15 protein-coding genes are annotated in these 17,503 nt (G+C 72.7%); 7 read left to right on the top strand and 8 right to left on the bottom strand.

Annotation, left to right across the window (positions count from 1 at the left end; genetic code table 11):
- Positions 1-68 precede the first annotated feature (68 nt).
- Both M4I32_RS07155 and M4I32_RS07160 read left to right on the top strand, forming a co-directional pair.
- Positions 69-1,601, top strand: a complete 1,533-nt coding sequence (locus M4I32_RS07155) for a helix-turn-helix transcriptional regulator (RefSeq protein WP_319033795.1) — start codon at positions 69-71, stop codon at positions 1,599-1,601.
- A 319-nt stretch (positions 1,602-1,920) separates the two neighbouring features.
- On the top strand, positions 1,921-2,583 hold the full coding sequence (locus tag M4I32_RS07160) for a DAK2 domain-containing protein (RefSeq protein WP_319033796.1): 663 nt from the start codon (positions 1,921-1,923) through the stop codon (positions 2,581-2,583).
- Between the two features lie 236 nt (positions 2,584-2,819).
- Here the strand turns inward: M4I32_RS07160 and M4I32_RS07165 are convergent, their stop codons facing one another.
- The 3 genes from M4I32_RS07165 to M4I32_RS07175 all read right to left on the bottom strand — a co-directional run bounded on the left by M4I32_RS07165 (position 2,820) and on the right by M4I32_RS07175 (position 4,992).
- Complete coding sequence (locus tag M4I32_RS07165; RefSeq protein ID WP_319033797.1) at positions 2,820-3,770, bottom strand: AraC family ligand binding domain-containing protein; 951 nt, start codon at positions 3,768-3,770, stop codon at positions 2,820-2,822.
- Positions 3,767-4,201 carry a VanZ family protein gene (locus M4I32_RS07170; RefSeq protein ID WP_319033798.1) on the bottom strand — a complete coding sequence of 145 codons (435 nt, stop codon included), beginning with the start codon at positions 4,199-4,201 and terminating at the stop codon, positions 3,767-3,769. The genes M4I32_RS07165 and M4I32_RS07170 overlap by 4 nt, the downstream gene beginning before the upstream one ends.
- Before the next feature lie 65 nt (positions 4,202-4,266).
- Positions 4,267-4,992: an endonuclease/exonuclease/phosphatase family protein gene (locus M4I32_RS07175; protein ID WP_319033799.1), complete on the bottom strand. Its 726-nt coding sequence runs from the start codon at positions 4,990-4,992 to the stop codon at positions 4,267-4,269.
- 567 nt (positions 4,993-5,559) lie between these two features.
- Here M4I32_RS07175 and M4I32_RS07180 point away from each other — a divergent pair.
- Complete coding sequence (locus M4I32_RS07180) at positions 5,560-5,916, top strand: hypothetical protein (RefSeq protein WP_319033800.1); 357 nt, start codon at positions 5,560-5,562, stop codon at positions 5,914-5,916.
- A 210-nt stretch (positions 5,917-6,126) separates the two neighbouring features.
- Here the strand turns inward: M4I32_RS07180 and M4I32_RS07185 are convergent, their stop codons facing one another.
- A complete protein-coding gene (locus M4I32_RS07185) occupies positions 6,127-7,107 on the bottom strand; it encodes an acyltransferase (RefSeq protein ID WP_319033801.1) in 981 nt (326 codons plus the stop codon).
- A 52-nt stretch (positions 7,108-7,159) separates the two neighbouring features.
- Positions 7,160-8,011, bottom strand: a complete 852-nt coding sequence (locus tag M4I32_RS07190; RefSeq protein WP_319033802.1) for a tRNA pseudouridine synthase A — start codon at positions 8,009-8,011, stop codon at positions 7,160-7,162.
- A 57-nt stretch (positions 8,012-8,068) separates the two neighbouring features.
- Here M4I32_RS07190 and M4I32_RS07195 point away from each other — a divergent pair, with 57 nt between their 5' ends.
- The 3 genes from M4I32_RS07195 to M4I32_RS07205 all read left to right on the top strand — a co-directional run bounded on the left by M4I32_RS07195 (position 8,069) and on the right by M4I32_RS07205 (position 12,047).
- A complete protein-coding gene (locus tag M4I32_RS07195) occupies positions 8,069-8,752 on the top strand; it encodes a low molecular weight phosphatase family protein (RefSeq protein WP_319033803.1) in 684 nt (227 codons plus the stop codon).
- 90 nt (positions 8,753-8,842) lie between these two features.
- Positions 8,843-10,075 (top strand): hypothetical protein, encoded by a 1,233-nt coding sequence (locus M4I32_RS07200; RefSeq protein WP_319033804.1) that lies wholly within the window; start codon positions 8,843-8,845, stop codon positions 10,073-10,075.
- A 316-nt stretch (positions 10,076-10,391) separates the two neighbouring features.
- Positions 10,392-12,047, top strand: a complete 1,656-nt coding sequence (locus M4I32_RS07205) for a DUF4038 domain-containing protein (protein WP_319033805.1) — start codon at positions 10,392-10,394, stop codon at positions 12,045-12,047.
- Positions 12,048-12,137: 90 nt separating this feature from the next.
- On the opposite strand, the gene M4I32_RS07210 is transcribed toward M4I32_RS07205, so the two are convergent.
- From M4I32_RS07210 to M4I32_RS07220, 3 genes are read right to left on the bottom strand one after another with little or no spacing between them, the layout of a single operon-like run.
- Positions 12,138-13,253: a glycosyltransferase gene (locus M4I32_RS07210; RefSeq protein ID WP_319033806.1), complete on the bottom strand. Its 1,116-nt coding sequence runs from the start codon at positions 13,251-13,253 to the stop codon at positions 12,138-12,140.
- Positions 13,250-14,377, bottom strand: a complete 1,128-nt coding sequence (locus M4I32_RS07215; protein ID WP_319033807.1) for a hypothetical protein — start codon at positions 14,375-14,377, stop codon at positions 13,250-13,252. Before M4I32_RS07215 ends, M4I32_RS07210 begins: the two co-directional genes overlap by 4 nt.
- On the bottom strand, positions 14,374-15,597 hold the full coding sequence (locus M4I32_RS07220) for a glycosyltransferase (RefSeq protein ID WP_319033808.1): 1,224 nt from the start codon (positions 15,595-15,597) through the stop codon (positions 14,374-14,376). The genes M4I32_RS07215 and M4I32_RS07220 overlap by 4 nt, the downstream gene beginning before the upstream one ends.
- A gap of 281 nt (positions 15,598-15,878) precedes the next feature.
- Here M4I32_RS07220 and M4I32_RS07225 point away from each other — a divergent pair, with 281 nt between their 5' ends.
- A complete protein-coding gene (locus M4I32_RS07225; protein WP_319033809.1) occupies positions 15,879-17,453 on the top strand; it encodes a polysaccharide biosynthesis tyrosine autokinase in 1,575 nt (524 codons plus the stop codon).
- The last annotated feature ends 50 nt before the right edge of the window (positions 17,454-17,503 follow it).

Below are 17,503 nucleotides of genomic sequence, written 5' to 3' on the forward strand. Positions count from 1 at the left end.
GACCACGAGGCACCGGGGGCGCTGTGTCTTGAACGGGCGGTCGCGCGATAGGTGGGGGACAGAACGAGATGGGGAGCACCTGGTCGGGGGTGGGCGGCGGATCGACCCCCGCGCACCTCGACCTCGACTCCCCCCACCTGCTCGACGACATGTGCGAGCGGCCGGTCGAGTACTGGTGCCTGATACCGCCTGACGAGCTGCACCGCGTGCTCTCCCGCATCGACCCCGAGGTGCGATGCGCCCGGGTCATCCCCTGCGCGCTGCACACCCTCGCCGGCGGCGACGGCACCGGGCCGTGGCCGGCCGCACGCCCGCCGCATCCCCCGCACGCGGTGGCGGCGCAGGGCATCTTCGACACGGTGGATGCCGCGCTCCTGCGAGCCGCCGGCCAGCCACGGGCGGCGCTGCGGCATGCGGCGCAGATCGCCGACGCACCGCTCAGCGCCGCGACGTCGCTGTTCGACAACACCCACGGGTGGCGCCCGTACCTCGCGCTGCAGCGGGGCGTGACCACGCTGCTCGCCGGCGACTTCGGTGACGCCGCCCTGCACCTGGGCCGGGCGACCTTCTGGCGCTCGCCCCGGCACCTCGGCAACATCGAGCGCGACGCGCACGCCAAGCTCGCCCTGCTGCATGCATTCGTCGGCGACGCCGGGGTCGCGCCCTGGCACCTGCGTGCCGTCGCCGCGACACCGCCGAGCCAGTCCTGGTCCGAGCCCGAGGTCGCCGCGACCGCCCGGCTCGCCCATCTCGCCCTCGACGACAGCCGCGGCGGCGCCCCCGACGGCACCGAGTCCGTGGGCGACGACGACGACGTGTTCACCTCGTCGCTGCGCGAGATGTGGCCGTTCGCGCTCTGGCTGCAGGCACGCCTGCTGCTGCAGCAGCGACGCTCGGAGGATGCGAGCGCTCTGCTCGACCACGTCGAGCGCGCGGCGCCCCCCGGCATCGCCGGCGACGGCATCGCCGCCTCGATCATCCCCGCGACGCGCACCCTGATCTGGCGGCAGCGCAACGAGTTCGCGCTCGCGCACGCGGCGCTCGATCGGGCGGATCCCGAGTGCGACCTGACCCTGCTGGCACGGGCGCACCTGACGCTCGCCGGCGGGGGCTACACCGAGGCGGCCGACCTCTCCCGGCGCCTCGCCGCGCGCACGCGTGACCTGCGCCGCATGCACCTCGCCGCGATCGGCATCGGCGCAGCGGCCGCCTTGCGACGGGGCGACACGGGCGGGGCGAGCGAGGCGCTGCGGCCCCTGATCGGCGACGGACGTCCGTTCACTCCGGCGGAGGCGGCGTGGCTGCCCCGCGACGCCCTCGCCCTCGCCCACGGGCTGCTGGTCGCCGCCTCACCCGAGGCGGCGAGCGAGAGCAGCAGCGGGGGGCGACGTTCCACCCCCGCACAGCCCGCGCTGACGCCCGGCGAACGGCAGATGCTGGCGCTGCTCGCCTCGCCCATGACGCGGCAGGAGATCGCGTCCGAGCTGTACCTGTCGATCAACACGATCAAGACCCGCATCCATCGCCTCTACCGCCGCCTGGGCGTGGATTCGCGGGCAGATGCGGTGTCGTACGGACGGCGCACGGGCCTGCTCTCCTGAGCGGCCCACGACGGGGTGAAGGGTGGGTGACCTGTGCGCCCTCCGCGCGACGGGACGAACGCGCGTTGTTAGCGTGACGGACGGGAGGATCTTCAGATCCGCCGGCGTCGTCCCCAGCGGCGTGCGGCGGGGCACTCCCCAATGCCCCGCAGCGAGGCGGCCCCTCTCACGGTCCCCTCGGGACGTTCGTTCCCCAAGAGCGCGCCCCGAGGGGATCTTTCTCGTTCACCGCCCTCAGGGTGCCCTGACTGGCGCGTCCGGTCGCCGACGTCCATGATGGGACGAGCGCGCCGAGCGACATCGCGCCAGGAGCACCCGCATGAGCACGATCGACGGCACCATCGACGGCAGGATCGACGCCGCAATGGCCAGGGGATGGGTGGCGGCATTCGATGCCGACCTCCTGGCCCACATCGACCGGCTGGATGCACTCGACACAGCCCTGGGGAACGGCCGACTCGCCGACCACATGCAGTTCGCGCTCACGAAGTCCCGAGCCTTTCTCCGAGAGCCCGACACGCACTCCTTCCGAGGCACCTTCATCGCCCTGGCCAGTGGCTTTCTCGAGACATCGAGCATGAGCGGCGCCATGCTCGGCATGTTCTTCCACCAGTTCGCCAAGTCCGCCAGGGGCGCGGAGCCGGTGACCGCTTCCGCGCTCGGGGGCGCCTCCCTCGCGGCGGCCGCACTCATCGGACGTCGCGGCGGGTCGACACCGGGTGACAAGACACTCCTCGACGCGCTCGTGCCCGCCGGCACCGCCATCATGCACGCCGGCCACGCGGGCACCGAGACCCGCGCGGCACTGGAACGAGCCGCGACGGCAGCCGAGGACGGCGCCCGCGCCACCATCGCCATGCCCTCTCGCCAGGGTCGCGCCGCGCGGATGGGCATCGCGGGCATCGGCACCGCCGACCCCGGGGCGGTCACGGTCGCCCTGTTCTATGCCGCCGGAGCGCGCACCCTCGCCGAACGAGAGTGACCCCCTCGCGAAGTCCTCTTGGGGGACGAGCTTCGCGAAGGGGCCACGGGGGAACCACACCACGCAACACCGGTACGTTGGGGACCGTTCGGGATACCGCCGCTGGGGACGACGGCGCGGATGTTGAGCGGCTCCGTGCTGACCATGCTAGACAAACGCCGCGGCCCCGCGCGGCCGGCACCGGCTCCCCACGACGGTCCGTCGCAAAATCCGCGCGACCCGTCGCGATTTCGCGCTCAGTCCGAAGAAGAGGGCGCGGCGTCCACGCGCAGCGCGGCGCGCAGGCGATGGGGCGTACCGAAGCCCGCCTCTTTCGCGATGCGCCGGCGCGGCCACGAGGCGGAGACGCCGCCGCTCATCAGACGTGCGGCGGTGCGCATGCGTCGCGTGCGCAGCTCGGTCGAGACGGTCGCCCCGTGCTGCGCGAACGCCCGCTGCAGGTGCCGCAGTGACACGTGCAGGCAGCGCGCGATCGACTCGGGGGTCAGCTCCGGATCGGTGTGCCGCTCGTCGATCAGCGCCCGCGCGCGCCGCACGAGAGCGCCGGCCGGCTCCCCCGCGGCATCCGCGGGCACGGAGGTGCGCAGCATCCCCGCCATCAGCGCCGCAAGCGCCGCTTCGGTGATCTCATCGGATGCCGCGTGCAACGGCGGTGTCGCGAGCGCCTGGTCCGCGAGCGCGAAGAACTGCCGCTGCAGATCGCCGGGATACCCGAGGATGTGCTCGGCGACGTGCGGGGCGCCCTCACGTGCCAGCCGGTCGCGCCGGCCGCTGATGTTCAGCACGCGCGTCCCGGGGGCCGCATGCAGGCGCACCCAGTCCCAGCGGGGAAAGAGGTAGGCCTCGCCGGGACCGTACACGTCCCGGCGCCGACGGGTGCGCAGTTCGATGCGACCCTGCTCGACCAGCCCGATGTGCATGTAGTTCACCCTCTCGGTCGGCGGCCAGCGCCGGATCAGCTCGGGCAGGTCGAGGCGGATGAGCGCCATCCCGGGCAGCGCGCGCCACGTGATGTCGGCGGCTCCTTCGGCTCCGTGCGGCACCCAGCAGTTCGTCGCGAACACGTGACCCGAGATCAAATGCGCGGCGCCCACGTCCGCCAGCAGGTCGTCGATCCGCTCCCCGAATTGCGTGCCGCGCGCCGTTCCCCGCAGATGACGCCACCGCGTCTCGTCCCGTTCCCTCACGCTCGCGGCGACCTCCGCGCGATCCAGCCGCGGCCCGCCCCCACGGCGAGCGCGGCGGCGAGCCCGAGCGCGGCGCCCGCGGTGTTCGCGATGACATCGAGCATGCTCGCGGTACGCCCCTCGCCCAGCGACTGCCAGCCCTCGATCCCCAGCGAGGCGGCGAGCCCGAGCGGCACGACGAGCGGACCCCACCGCGGCAGCGACAGCGCGAACAGGTAGCCGAACGGCACGAACAGCGCGATGTTCGCGGCGAACTCAAGTCGGCCGTAGGTCAGCAGCGGCACCGCATCCACCAGCGTCGTGATCACCCCGCTCGCGGGCTCGTCGACGTGGGTCGGCCAGAGGGCGATGCCGCCGAGGGCCACGGAGTAGAAGACGACCGCCACTGCGACGCGGGCACGCCGCACGCGCGCGTCGGCGGCAGTGGGCACGGGTCCTCCCCAGAGGGTCGATGCGCAGGCTGACCACGGTCGGACAGACCGCGGTTCCGGCGATCTTACCCTGCCGCCGCCGGCGCATCGTCCTCGGCCACGGCCTCCGGCTCGAACGGCACGCTGCCGGGCGACGCCGTCACGAGGATCGGCTTGTGATCCGACCGGCCCTGCGCCAGAGTGCGCACGCCCTCGATGTCGAATCCGACCGACGTCGCGAAGTCGTAGTGGCCGCGGAAGAACCGGTAGCGGGTGTAGGTTCGTGCGTCGCTCAGCGACAGCTCGTACCCCTGATCACGCACCTTCTGCCCGAGCGCCTCCTTGAAGACGGGGTAGTTGTAGTCGCCGACCATGAGGGCGGGCAGGCCCGGTCCCATCTTCTCGAGCTCCACGAGCGCGGTGCGGATCTGGTGCCGGCGCAGCGAGTTGAGGGCCGTCAGCGGTGCCGCGTGGAACGAGGCGAGGATCAGCTCCCGGCCCGCATCGATGTCGTGCAGGCGCACACCGAGAACGCGCTCCTCGGCGGGGCGCAGCACGCGATCGTGCAGCGACTTCTTCAGCCGGATGGCCTGCACCTGCTGGGCTCGAAAGCCGTTCTCACGGTAGTACACCGCCAGCCCCAGCCGGTTGCGCGTCGTCGCCTGGGCCAGACGCAGGCCGTGGATGCGGTGGGGGATGCCGGTCGTGTCGCACTCCTGCAGGCACAGCACGTCGGGGTCGTGCCGATCCGCGAGCGACAGCAGCTCACCGGCGGCCCGGTGCTTGCGCAGGTTGTACGAGATGACCTTCATGGCATGTTCGAGCGTAGCCCCGCGCGCCGCTCCCGCGGCGGTGTGATCCGCCGGCCACGCCGGTTCATCTGGAACTCCCAGCGAGTGAGCGCTTCCTCCCGGGCGGAAACTTTCCTCGCCCCGATCGGGAGTTCCGCGGACGCTGCCGCCGGTAAACTCAAGGGCAGAGAGTCATCCGTCGGTATGCGTCGTCCCCAGCGGCGCGCGGAGCTTAGGTCCCCCAGCCCCTCCGCCCGAATACGCTTTCCAGGCCCCCGCGAGCGCTCAGCGTGTCCCCCCCCCAGACACCACGCCCCTCGACGGGGGCCGCTTCGTGTGGCCCCCGTCGTCCCTGCCCTTCGCGGCGGCTACCCCCGTTGTGGCTGCACTTTTCGGCCGCGGCTGCGGCGATCGGCGCCGCCGCGGCCGAAAAGTGCAGCCGCAAAGTACAGCCCAAGCGGGCCGGGGTGGTCGGCCGGTGTGAGTCGGGCATGTAACGAATCGTCGTACGGCGGCGGGATGTCGCATGCTCCCGCTAAGGTTGGCTCCCTGTAGTGATTACGCAGTTGATGCCGGGGGGACGAAACTGTGACTGATTCCGCGCGCCCTGCCGTGCCCACCGGTCCACCGACCGGCCGAATGACGGCCGCGCGCCGGGGGCAGGCGACCTGGAGCACCGTCGGCTCCGGTCTGATCGTCGGCCAGGACGACCGCGGCCACCTGGGTCTCATCGAGCTGCGGGCCGGTGAGCACGTCGCCTTCAACGGCGGCGGCGCGCGCATCGGCGCGTTCACCACCGCTCGTGAGGCGCAGCGCGCGCTCGAACGCTGCCCGGAACTCGGCGGACGGCCCCGGGGCCGCACCCCGTGGCCGCGGGTGGTGCTCTTCGCGGGCGTCGCGGCCGCCCTCGGCGGCGCCGCCCTGTTCGCCTCGCACTGGTTCTGACGCCACGCCCGAACGGGCGAGCGCGGGCACACTCGACAGCAGCCACACCGGCCCCTAGGATTGAGGGCAGGGAGAGGAACATGCGGTCGGCGCTGTCCCCAGCAGCGTGCGCGTCAGCGGTCCCCAACGCGTCGCCATGGTCGCCCTCGCCCTTCTCATGGCCCCCTCGAGATGCCCGTTCCCCAAGAGTGCATCCCGAGGGGGCCATCTTCATGCGAGAACGGCCGACCGCGTCCGCCGCGGCCACTCGAACAGCCACGCCGCCGCAGCCCACCGCGTGCGAGCCCGGGAGAGGGCAGTCCCCACGGTGAGCGCGACCACCACACCGGCGCTCCAGACCGCCCATGACGCGGTCGCGCCGAGCACCCCGACCAGCACGACATCCAGCGCCCAGATGATCGTGTAGTGCGTCACGTAGTACACGAGCGAGTTGCGCCCGACGTACTCGATCGCGCGGGCGGCCGCCGGCATCCGCAGATGCGGCAGCACGATCGCGATCGCCACGACGGCGCCGATGGCGCCCCACGCGTATGCCGGCTCGTAGCGGGTGGCCGCTCCCCCGACGGTGGCGCCCGACACCACCACGCCCATCGCCAGGCCCGTCACCGCCACGAGCAGGCGCGCCTTGACCGACCCGCGCGAGCCGACGCCGCCGCGCTCCCACCACCAGCCGAGCAGGAAGAACGCCAGCAGAAAGGCGAAGCGCGAGAGCCGGTACGCGTCGGGGAGCAGACCGGCGGCGACCAGCGCGGCCGCGGCCACCGGCAGCGGCGGGATGCGCAGCCTTGCGAGCACCCACGCGAGGGCGTAGTAGGCGAAGAGGAACCACAGGAACCACAGGTAGGTCGGCGGGTACAGCAGCACGTTCGGCAGGAGCGACAGGGTGAGGGTGCCGGTGAGGGCCAGGAAGATCACTGACCACACCATGTAGGGCCAGGCGATCCCGCGCAGTTTGCCGGCGAAGTAGGCGCGCGTGGGTTTGGCCAGCGATCGCGTTACGAGCATGCCCGAGAGGAACATCAGCAGCGGCATCCGGAACGGCGAGACCAGGTCGTCGAAGACGAGCAGTGCCAGGGGCACGGCAAGCGAGAAGTCGTCGAGCCAGGTCATGGCGTGGTGGATGACGACCAGCACGATCGCGGCTCCCCGAGCCTGGTCCATCCAATGAAAACGCTCCCCAGCGGTCCCCATGCGCTCAGAGTAGGCACGGCGGACCGATCTGGAAAGGGGTTGCGGCGATGGATCAGGAGCTGTCCGGATCGCGCCGCGCGCGGGTGCGCTCCGAGCGCGCAGCCAGCAGCTCGTCGGCCGGGTAGCCCACCTCCGTCAGCGTCAGTCCGCGGGCCGCGAGCACCGGAAAGGCGCTGGTGCGCAGCCGCGCATCGCGCAGCGCGATCACGTCGGCGGGGGCGAGCCGCCCCTGCCCCACGGCCGCACAGGCGCCGACCAGCGCCCGCACCATGCTGTGGCAGAAGGCATCGGCCTTGACGTTCGCGACGAGCACCCCGCCGGCGTCGCGTCGCCAGTCGTACTCCAGCAGCGTGCGGATCGTGGTCGCCCCCTCGCGGGGCCGGCAGTAGGCCGCGAAGTCGTGCAGCCCGACCAGGCTGCGGGCCGCGACATCCATCGCCCCCTCGTCGAGCGCGGCCGTGACCCGGGCCGTGCGGTGCCGTTCGAGGGGATCGTAGCCGGCGGTGCGGTCGGCGAGGCGGTAGGAGTAGCGCCGCCACACGGGCGAGAAGCGGGCGTCGAATCCCGGCGGGGCCGGGGCGATGCCGGTGACCGTCACGTCGGCGTCGATGCCGAGCACGCCCCGCACCCGGTGCGCCAGCTGCCGGCATGCGTCGCCGTCCGCGGGACGCGCCCGCTCCAGCCGGCCCAGCGCATCGTCGTCGATGTCGGCGTGGGCGACCTGCCCGCTCGCATGCACCCCGGCATCCGTCCGTCCGGCCACGACCAGCCGCGGTGGGCGCTCGCCGCGCAGAACGCGGTGCAGCGCCGCTTCGATCACGCCCTGCACCGTGCGCAGGGCCGGCTGTGCGGCCCAGCCGCGAAAGTGGGTGCCGTCGTAGGCGATGTCGAGCCGGATGCGCACGGCGTCCACCTTAGAGGGCCTCGGCGGGCGGGTGCGGCACCGGGTATTCTTCGGCGCATGGGGGCCCGCCTGCTGTTCGTGTGCACCGGCAACGTCTGCCGGTCGCCCATCGCCCAGCACCTGCTCGCCGCGCGCCTGGAGCATCCGGCCTGGCTCGAGATCGCCAGCGCCGGAACTCACGCCCCGACGGGGCACGCGATGGCGGGCGAGGCGGCGATCCTCGCGCGGGAGTACGGGGCGCGCGAGGTCGACGGCGACCGCCATCGTGCACGCGCGATGGTCCCCGCACTGGTCGAGCAGGCGGACCTCGTCGTGACGATGACCCGCGCTCATCGCCGCGGCGCGGTCGAGGCGGCCCCGCGCCGACTGCGCCAGACCTTCACGCTGCGCGAATTCGCGCGCGTGGCCTGCTCCATCGACGCACAGGAGCTCGCCCGGGTGGCGGATGCGGCTGCCGATGCCTCGCCCGAGGAACGGCTGCGGGCCCTGGTCGCCCTGGTGGGCGAGAGGCGCCCGCAGACGCCCGCGCCGGCCGACCCCGACGACGACGACATCGTCGACCCGTTCGGTGAAGACGACGCCGTCTACCGGCGATGCGCGGATCAGCTGCTGCCGGCACTCGATCATGTCGAGCGCATCCTTCGGGTCGCGGCCGCGACCACCCCGCCCCTGGCACCGGAGCGGCGTGCGACACGCGCGCAGCGACGGCTTGCGCGCGATCGTGCGCGTGGGGCAGAGTGAACGCCCTGGGGTCGATGGGGGGATGGCCGTGCATTGCTCTGTGCATTGCGCCGCGTGCGCGCGCCTGACAGCGGCGGGGAATGAACGCTGATGGCGTTCCGGCGCATCTTCTACCTCGCCGCGTTCCTGCTCGTGCCGGCGCTGTCGGCGGTGACCCCCCTGATCGCGATCCCGGCCATCACGAGCACCGCGGGTGCCCGCGGGTGGGAGGCGTACGCCCTCGGGCTGTCGATCGGGTCGGCCGCGTGCGTCATCGTCGAGCTGGGGTGGCCGCTCACGGGCCCCCAGCGCGTGGCGGCCGAGGCGCCGGGCGATCGATGGCGCACGCTCGTGTCGTCCATCCGCACGCGGCTGCTGGTGCTGCTCATCCTCGGGCCGCTGGCCGTGCTCGTGGCCATCGCCCTCACCCGCATCACCGGGGCGGCCTACACCATCACGGCGGCGCTGATGGCGGCCGCCAGCGCCTCGACGGGGCTGTCGGGCAACTGGTACTTCACGGGCGTCGGCAAGCCGCTGCGCATCCTCACCTCCGACGCGATCCCCCGGGCGCTGCTGGTCTCCGCCGCATCCCTGGCGGTCGTGGGCGGCGCCCCCCTGCAGGTCATCCCCGCCGGCTTCCTCATCGCGGTGCTGTTCAGTCCGGTCGCCAGCCTGCTGCTGGCCCGGCACGAACGACGCGAGAAGGCGAGGTTCACGCTGCGCGACGACGTGCGCGTCATGCGACTGCAGTTCACGGCGATGAGCGGCCGATCGGTCGCCGCGCTGTATGCCGCACTGCCGATCACGCTCGTCGGCATCTTCGCCCCCGCCGCCGTCGCCACCTTCGCCGCCGCCGAGCGCCTGATGCGGATGTCGCTGACCGTGCTGCAGGCGGTGCCCAATGCGCTGCAGAACTGGCTGGGCTCCGCGCCGTCACGTGGCGAGATGCGACGGCGGGCGCGCATGGCGATCGCGCTCAACTCATCGGTCGGCGTCGTCGCCGGCACCGGGTTCGCCCTCATCGCGCCGTGGTTCGCGCCGATCCTGTTCACCGGCACCGTCGCGATCGATCCCCTTCTCGCCACGGCAGCGGGCATCGTGCTGGCGCTGGTCTGCGTCACCCGCGCGACCGGACCCCTGGCGCTCATCCGCTACGGCCGGGTGCACGCGGTGACGGCATCCGCCATCGCGGCGGCGATCGTGGGCGTGCCGGCGATCTGCATCCTCGCGGTGCTCTACGGGGCCGTCGGAGCCACGATGGGCGAGATCCTCGCCGAGGTCACCGCGGCGAGCGTGCAGATCGCGGTGCTGTGGCGGATTCTCCGGCGCCCGCCGAAGACGTAGGGGCGTCCTGGTTGGCGCGGCGCACCACGCGGCCGATCACGAGCGCGACGACGACCGCGAGCAGCAGCCACCCAGCCGCTACGGCGAAGATCACCACCGCGAGCTCCACGTACACCGTCCTCGAATCGACCCGATCCGTGCGGACCAGCGCCGCAATCCTATCCGCCCGCCCTGTGACCGCACGGCAGGCGCACGGGCGCTGCGACCAGGCCGCGACCCTCGCCATCCCCTCGCCCACGCCGTAGCATGGATGCTGCGGCCGCCTGGGGAGGGGCCGCGAGAAGACGGGGGACTTCGACGTGCGGGGGACGTTTCGATGACAGCTGGGGGCAACTGGCAGACCGGCGCGGTGCCGGGGCCGGACGAGAACGCGCAGCCCGCGAATGCGGAGCCGGCACGACCCGCCGGCCCTCCGCAGCCCGAGGTGACTGCGCCCGGGGCGCGCGAAGCACAGCCGGCGGCGCAGGCAGCGGTGGGAGCGCCATCCGGCCCGCCCCCGCCGCCGGTGCCCCCGGGCGGCGGCCGTCGCGGTCTGAGCCGCCGGGACGCCCTGCGCCTGGGTCTGATCGGCATCGGCGGCGTCGTCGTCGGCGGGCTCGGCGGCTTCGCGATCGGCCGGTCCACCGCGCCGGGCGTGGCGGTTCCGCATCCGCTGGCGGGCGCCCCCGAGGGCGACCCGCTCGCGAGCGGCGTGTTCCCGATCGGCATCGCCGACGACCAGCGCACCTTCGTCGATGCCGAGGGGCAGGCGTTCTTCTACCTGGCCGACACCCCGTGGAACGCGATCAGCCGCATGACCCGCGAGTCCTTCGACACGCTCGCCACGGCGCGGCGGGATGCCGGCTTCACCGCACTGCAGCTGTCGGTGCTCGACTTCGACACCGGGGCCGAGAACGCCTACGGTCACCGCCCCTTCGCTGTACAGGGCGCCCTCGATGACCCGGTCGTGAACGAGGGCGACGACTACTGGACCCACGTGGCGTGGTGCATCGACCGCTGCGCGGAGCTCGGCCTGGTGGCCGCCCTCGTGCCCTCCTGGTACGGCGGATGGGGCGACGCCTGGCGCGGCTACGTCACCGAGGACAACGCGGGCGCGTACGGCTCCTTCCTCGCCGAGAGATACGGCGACCGCGCCAACGTCTGGTGGCTGCTCGGCGGCGACAACGATCCGACGACCGAGGGCAACGAGACCGCGGGGGTGCCCGGCGGGCTCGACCGGGGTCCCCGCATCGCCGAGACGATCGCCATGGGACGGGCGCTGGCCGCGGGCATGACCCAGCCGCACCTGATGTCATACCACACGTCACGCGAAAGGTCCGTCGAGGAGTTCTTCGGCGACGAGGAGTGGTACACGATATCGGCGGCGTACAGCGGCGCCGATCCGGTGCCGTACGTCGCCGCGGAGTACGAGCGCGACACCGTGCGTCCCATCGTGCTGTGGGAGTCGTACTACGACGAGCGCACGCGCGACCCGATCCTCGACCGGCGCGACCTGCGGGCGCAGGCCTACCGCGCCATCCTCGCCGGAGCGGCCGGCTACGCGTACGGGCACGAGCAGGTCTGGCCCGTGCTCGAGGACTGGATCCCGGCGCTGGATGCGGACTCGGCGGGTGACATCACGGTGCTCTCGCGCGCACTGTCGACGTACGCGCAGACACCGCTCACCCCGATCACGGATGGCGCGCCCGCCGCGGGCCTGGTCGTCGACGGCTACGGCACGCCGGGCACGACATCCGAGGTCACCGCCGCGACTCTGCCCGACGGCGCGGGCGCGCTGGCCTACTTCGGCGAGCCGCGGACGGTGGTGACGATCGACACCACCGCGCTCGACCCCGAGGCGGCATACGACATCCGCTGGATCGACCCGGCCACGGGCGAGGAGTTCTTCTTCGCCGACGACCGGACCGGGGTCGACGTCTCGGTGGGGTGGCCTTCGACATGGAGCGACGCGCTGCTCGTGATCCGGCGCTGAGCGCCCAGCGCCGAGCGTGCGGCGCCCCACCATCGAGGGTGGGGACGCCGCCGACGGCGCAGGGGGAGGGGGCGCGCCGCCGGCGACGGGTCAGAGGACGAGGTCTGCGCTGCGCTGCTCGGCGAGACTCTCGTACACGGTCAGGGACGCCGCACCCAGCTCGGCATCCGACAGCCGCTCGCGCTGCACGGCGCGGGCCCGGGCCGCCATCGACGCCCGAGCGGTGGCGTCGTCGAGCAGGCCGGCCACGGCGGCGGTCAGGTCGGGCACGTCGGCGCAGACCAGGCCGGTCTCGCCGTGCAGCACGACGTCGCGGTTGCCGACGACGTCCGTCGTGACGGCGGGAAGACCCATCACCTGCGCCTCCATCAGCGAGATCGGCATGCCCTCCCACCGGGTCGGGAAGAGGAAGATGTCGGATGCCGCCAGCTGCGCGACGACGTCGGCGTGCGGCAGCCAGCCGGTCACGCGCACCGGGGCGTCGCCGATCCATCGCGCCCGCTCCTCGGGGGTGCCGTCGCCGATCCACACGAAATCGGCCCGGTCCGAGAGCGCGCGGGCGATCTGCGCGAAACGGTCGGGCGCCTTCTGCTCCATCAGCCGACCGGATGCCGTGACCACGGGCCGCTGCCGGCCGCTGCCGGTGGCCGCCGGCAGATGCGCGACCGGGATGCCGTTGCGCAGCACATGACAGGGCGCGGCGCCGAGGCGCGCCCTGGTGAGCTCGGCCTCGGAGTCGGAGACCAGCACGAGCCCGTCACACCGACCCGTCAGGGCGCGCTCGACGGCGAGCGCGAGGCGGTCGGCCGCTCCGGCCACGACTCCGCCGCCGGCGCCGCGCAGGAACGCCCAACCGTGCGGAGAATAGGCGATGACGTCGGCCTGGCGCCGGATGGCGGGTGAAAGCCGGCCCGCGAGGCCGGCGAAACTGGAGTGCAGGTGCACGACGTCCACACCATCGCGGGTCGCCCGCGCGACGGCGCGACGCAGGGCGTCGACGGCGGTCAGGCGCCCACGATAGGCGACCTCGGTGCGCGTCACCCGGGCGTCGACCCGACTGTCGAGCTCGGCGGCATCCGGCACCGTCGGCTTGCGCGCGTAGACGATGCGCACCTCGTGGCCGAGCGCGGCCTGCGCGTTGGCGAGGGCGGCGACGGCGGCGAGCACGCCGCCCACGAGCGTCTCAGTGACGTGCACGATCCTCATCTGAGCACCCCCTGCCCGGCGGGCGCCGGCGACGTCGCCACGGGCCGGTGTTCGTCGCGTCCGCGCCGCGCCGTCGCGGCGAACAGCGCGAGGAAGATGGGCAGCTGGGGCGTGATGTGACGCAGATACGACCCGTAGTCGGGTTCGAACGCCGTCTGCACCATCAGGAAGGCGATGAGGAACGCCAGCGGCAGCACGCCTGGGCCCGCACGCCCCACGACGAACCGCGCGCGGTCGATGACGAGCACCCAGCACACGGCCATGAACACGCCGGCCAGCAGCTGCACCAGGTCGCCCGAGAAGATCATCCAGACCGGGAAGGCCATCCACAGCATCACGAGCACGCCGTTGAGCCACTGCACCGGGATCGCGTCGCCCGGCAGCACGTCGTCGATCTGGGTCGAGCGATCGTACTCGAGGGCGTTGTTGATGTCGGTGCGGAAGAACGTCAGCGACGTGCCGAGGAACACCTCGAACACGATCACCATGACGAGGAACCCGACGAGCACGATCGGCACGAGCCACCATGCGGAACGCAGGGCCGGGATGACGAAGCGCAGCGCGAGGTAGATCGCGATGACGAGGAACCAGTACTGGCGCACGTGCGTGGCGTAGAGCAGCGCGAGCGCGAGCCACGCCACCTCGAGCTTCCACGACCGCCGGGCGAGCAGCAGCAGGATCGCCAGCGGCAGCACGAAGAACTCCTTCGAGTACTGCGACAGGTATACGCCCCCGAGCAGCAGCGAACCCGCCGTGAGCCCGATGGCCGGGAACGACATCCCGGCGATGTTGCGCCACCCGACGCCCACGACGATGGCCCCGGCGAAGACCAGGAAGGCCAGCAGCGGGAAGAGGTCGGGGATCGACCCGAGCCCCGTGACGCGGTAGAGCCAGCCCGTGGTGCCGTACGAGCTGGGCCCGTCGGACTGCAGCTCCCCCGAGATGAAGCGGCGGATGATGAACTCGTCGAGGAACAGCTTGGGTGGCAGGATCGCGTGGCTGCGCCAGGCGATGAAGGCCCCGGCCGTGAACGCGACCAGCACGAGCCAGTACTTGATCGCGTCGAGGTGCCCGCCGGGATCCGGCCGGGTCTCGTGGTCGCGTCGTCCGTCGATCAGCGTCACGCCACACGCTCCGTCGCACGCGTACGGCGCGGTGAACCGTCGGCGGCGGCGAGCACGATGCCGGCGAGCGTTCCCGCGTGCGCCGCCCAGTCGAAGGCCCGCACGCCGTCGCGCCCGGCCGACGCAAGCGCATCGCGCAGCTCCGCATCGCCGTGCAGTCGCGCGACCGCGGCGGCGAGCGCGGCGGGATCGCCGGGCGGGATCAGCAGCGAGCCGCCGATCGCCTGCGCGAGCTCGGTCTGCCCGGGCACGCGCGTGACGATGCTCGGGGTTCCGGCCGCCGCCGACTCGATGATCTTGAACGGCGATACACCCGTGGCGCTCGCGGCCACGTCGTGCCGGGTCGCCAGCGTCATCCGCGCCCGGGCGGCGGCGCGGGTGACCTCGCGCTTGGGGCGGCGGCCCAGGTAGTGCACGCGCGCGTCGCCGCACGATCGCACCGCCTCGGCGGCCTGCCCGTCGCCGATCACATGCAGATCGAGGTCGGCCGGCCACGCGGGCTCGCGCACCGCGGCGAGGATCGTGTCGACCCCCTGCCACGAGGCCAGATTGCCGAAGAAGAGGGCGTGCTCCGACGGCGTCGTGCCCGACGGGGGCGCTTCTTGCCCCGCCCGTTCGCGCTCGGCGTCGAAGGCTCCGACGTCGGCGCCGTTCGGGATGACGGTGACCCCGCGCCGCCCGTCCGCCCGCAGCGACCCGACCCACTCCGCGAGCCCCTCGCTCGGGGTGACGACCGCCGCCGCCTCGCGGATGGAGGCCAGCGCCCATTCGGTGATCCGCGGCACGCGCCGCGTCCAGGGATTCGAGTCGTACATGTCGTCGAGGTTGCCCTGCACGAACAGCACGAGCGGAAGCCCCCGGCGCCGCCAGCGCCCGCTCACGAGCGCCACGAAGGGGCTCCAGCGCGCGAGCAGCACACCGCGCGGCCGGCGCACACGGGCCCGGGCGACGACCGAGGCCAGGCGCCATGGTCTGCGCAGCAGCCGCGGCATCCACCGTGGGCCGTTCGCCCACTGCGTCACCACATTCACGTGCAGGCGCGGGTCGGTCAGCCGGGCGAGCGTTCCGCGCACGTGCGCACCCGCAGCCGTGTCGTCCGCCGCGAGTTCGGCGCAGAAGAGGGTGACCTCGAGGATGCCGTCGGCATTGCGGGCGCCGGTGGGGTCGCCGGTGGCGCGTTCTCGTGTCGTCCCTGCCGTGATCGTCCCCAGCGATCGCATGCCTCATCCCCCATCATGAGCGCTGCGTGCACCGGATCCCCACGATGGTGCGTCGCGCGTCCATCGTAGCCACGCCGCACCCCCATCGCGCAACACCCCGAGCGCGCGCAGTCCGGTGTGAACGCCACGTTACGCCCGCCGAACTTTCTCGGGCCCGGGGTGGTCAACGTCGCACGTTGCCGGTATACATGGTGGAGCGACGTCGTCGACGAGGGATCGACACCGGCACGAGGGGGACACGTAGCCGGCGCCGCGGATGAAGGACTCTCTGGGGGGCACGAGTGGGGACTCGAGACTACGCGCGGATCTTCCGTCGATCGTGGCTGCTGATCGTCATCTTCGCGATGGTCGGCGCGACGGCGGCCTGGGCCGTGACCGCGACGACCGAGGCGGAGTACTCGGCGACGAGCGCCGCCTTCGTGGCCAGCGAGTCGGGCGGCACCCTCAACGAGCTGACGCAAGGCAACGCCTTCACCGAACGCCGCGTGAACACCTATGCGCAGCTGCTGGTCGAGCCGATCGTGACCGAGAGCGTGATCGAGGACTTCGGCCTCGAGATCTCACCCGCCGCCTTCGCGGGGCAGATCGGGGTCTCGATCCCGGTCGACACGACGATGCTCGAGGTGACCGTCACCGACGCGTCGCCGAGCGTCGCCGCGAGTCTCGCCAATGCCCTGATCACGAGCTTGGCGACGGTCGTCGAAGAGATCGAGACGACAGCCGTCACCGGAACGCCCACGATCGACGCGAATGGCGACCCCGTCATCGTCGAGGCCGCCCCGCCCGTGCAGATCACGCAGGTGCGCTTCGCCGAGACGCCGACGTCGCCGGTCAGCCCGAGCCTGATGCTGAACCTTCTGATCGGCATCGCCGCGGGCTTCGCCCTCGGCGTGCTGGCGGCGATCCTGCGCGATCTGATCGACACGCGCGTGCGCACCCTCGAGGACGTCGAGGCGATCACCACCGCGCCGATCGTCGGCGCCATCCCGCAGGTCGGGCGCGGCCGTCAGAGCTCGATCCTGGCCGAGCACGACCCCGGCAGCCCGTCGGCCGAGTCGTTCCGCATCCTGCGCACCAACCTGCAGTTCCTCGACATCGACGGACCCGCCACCTTCGTGCTGACCTCCCCCTCGAGCGGGGAGGGCAAGTCGACGATCACGACCAACCTCGCGACATCCATCGCCGCAAACGGGGTTCGCGTGCTCGTCGTCGAAGCCGACCTGCGCCGCCCGCAGGTGCACAGCTACTTCGGTCTCGAGGGGGGCGCGGGGCTCACCGACATCCTGATCGGACGCGCCGAGCTCGCCGACGTGGTGCAGTCGTGGCGCTCGCCCAACCTGCACGTGCTGGCCTCGGGCCGCATCCCGCCCAACCCGAGCGAACTGCTCGGGTCGCAGCAGATGCGCGAGCTGATGGTGCAGCTGCAGGAGCGCTACGACGTCGTGCTCTACGACACGCCGCCCGTGCTGCCGGTGCCCGACGCGGCGATCCTCTCGCGCAACGTGGGAGGCGTGCTGCTCGTCGCCTCGATCGACCGCACCCGCCGCGACGAGATCCGCAGTGCCGTCGCGGCCCTGCAGAAGGTCAATGCCCACATCTCGGGCGTCGTCGTCAACCGGGTCGCGGGGCGCGGCACGACCTCGTATCTTGCCGAGCCGTACCACTCCCAGGCGCCCGCGCCGAAGGGCGCGGACGACGCATCGGCCGAGCGGTCGGCGCCGCCGCCCGCACCGACGTTCGACGACCTGGTGCGCACGCCCGGGGGCGCCGCGAGCGAAGATCTGCCGGACGGTCGAACCGACCGCGAGCGCACTCGCCGATCCGCACGCGCGTCGGCGCACGACACGTCGCCCTAGCGGGTACGGGCAGCAGCATCCGGCGGGGGCCGGTCACACCACGAGCACCA

The sequence above is a fragment of the Microbacterium sp. LRZ72 genome, from assembly GCF_033792225.1.
Taxonomy (GTDB): Bacteria; Actinomycetota; Actinomycetes; order Actinomycetales; family Microbacteriaceae; genus Microbacterium.

What these genes read in the sequence shown, in the direction of transcription:
- M4I32_RS07155 (WP_319033795.1), top strand. Translation starts at nt 69, where the DNA reads ATGGGGAGCACCTGGTCGGGGGTGGGCGGCGGATCGACCCCCGCGCAC.
- M4I32_RS07160 (WP_319033796.1), top strand. Translation starts at nt 1,921, where the DNA reads ATGAGCACGATCGACGGCACCATCGACGGCAGGATCGACGCCGCAATG.
- M4I32_RS07175 (WP_319033799.1), bottom strand. Translation starts at nt 4,992, where the DNA reads ATGAAGGTCATCTCGTACAACCTGCGCAAGCACCGGGCCGCCGGTGAG.
- M4I32_RS07185 (WP_319033801.1), bottom strand. Translation starts at nt 7,107, where the DNA reads ATGGGGACCGCTGGGGAGCGTTTTCATTGGATGGACCAGGCTCGGGGA.
- M4I32_RS07195 (WP_319033803.1), top strand. Translation starts at nt 8,069, where the DNA reads ATGGGGGCCCGCCTGCTGTTCGTGTGCACCGGCAACGTCTGCCGGTCG.
- M4I32_RS07200 (WP_319033804.1), top strand. Translation starts at nt 8,843, where the DNA reads ATGGCGTTCCGGCGCATCTTCTACCTCGCCGCGTTCCTGCTCGTGCCG.
- M4I32_RS07205 (WP_319033805.1), top strand. Translation starts at nt 10,392, where the DNA reads ATGACAGCTGGGGGCAACTGGCAGACCGGCGCGGTGCCGGGGCCGGAC.
- M4I32_RS07210 (WP_319033806.1), bottom strand. Translation starts at nt 13,253, where the DNA reads ATGAGGATCGTGCACGTCACTGAGACGCTCGTGGGCGGCGTGCTCGCC.
- M4I32_RS07220 (WP_319033808.1), bottom strand. Translation starts at nt 15,597, where the DNA reads ATGCGATCGCTGGGGACGATCACGGCAGGGACGACACGAGAACGCGCC.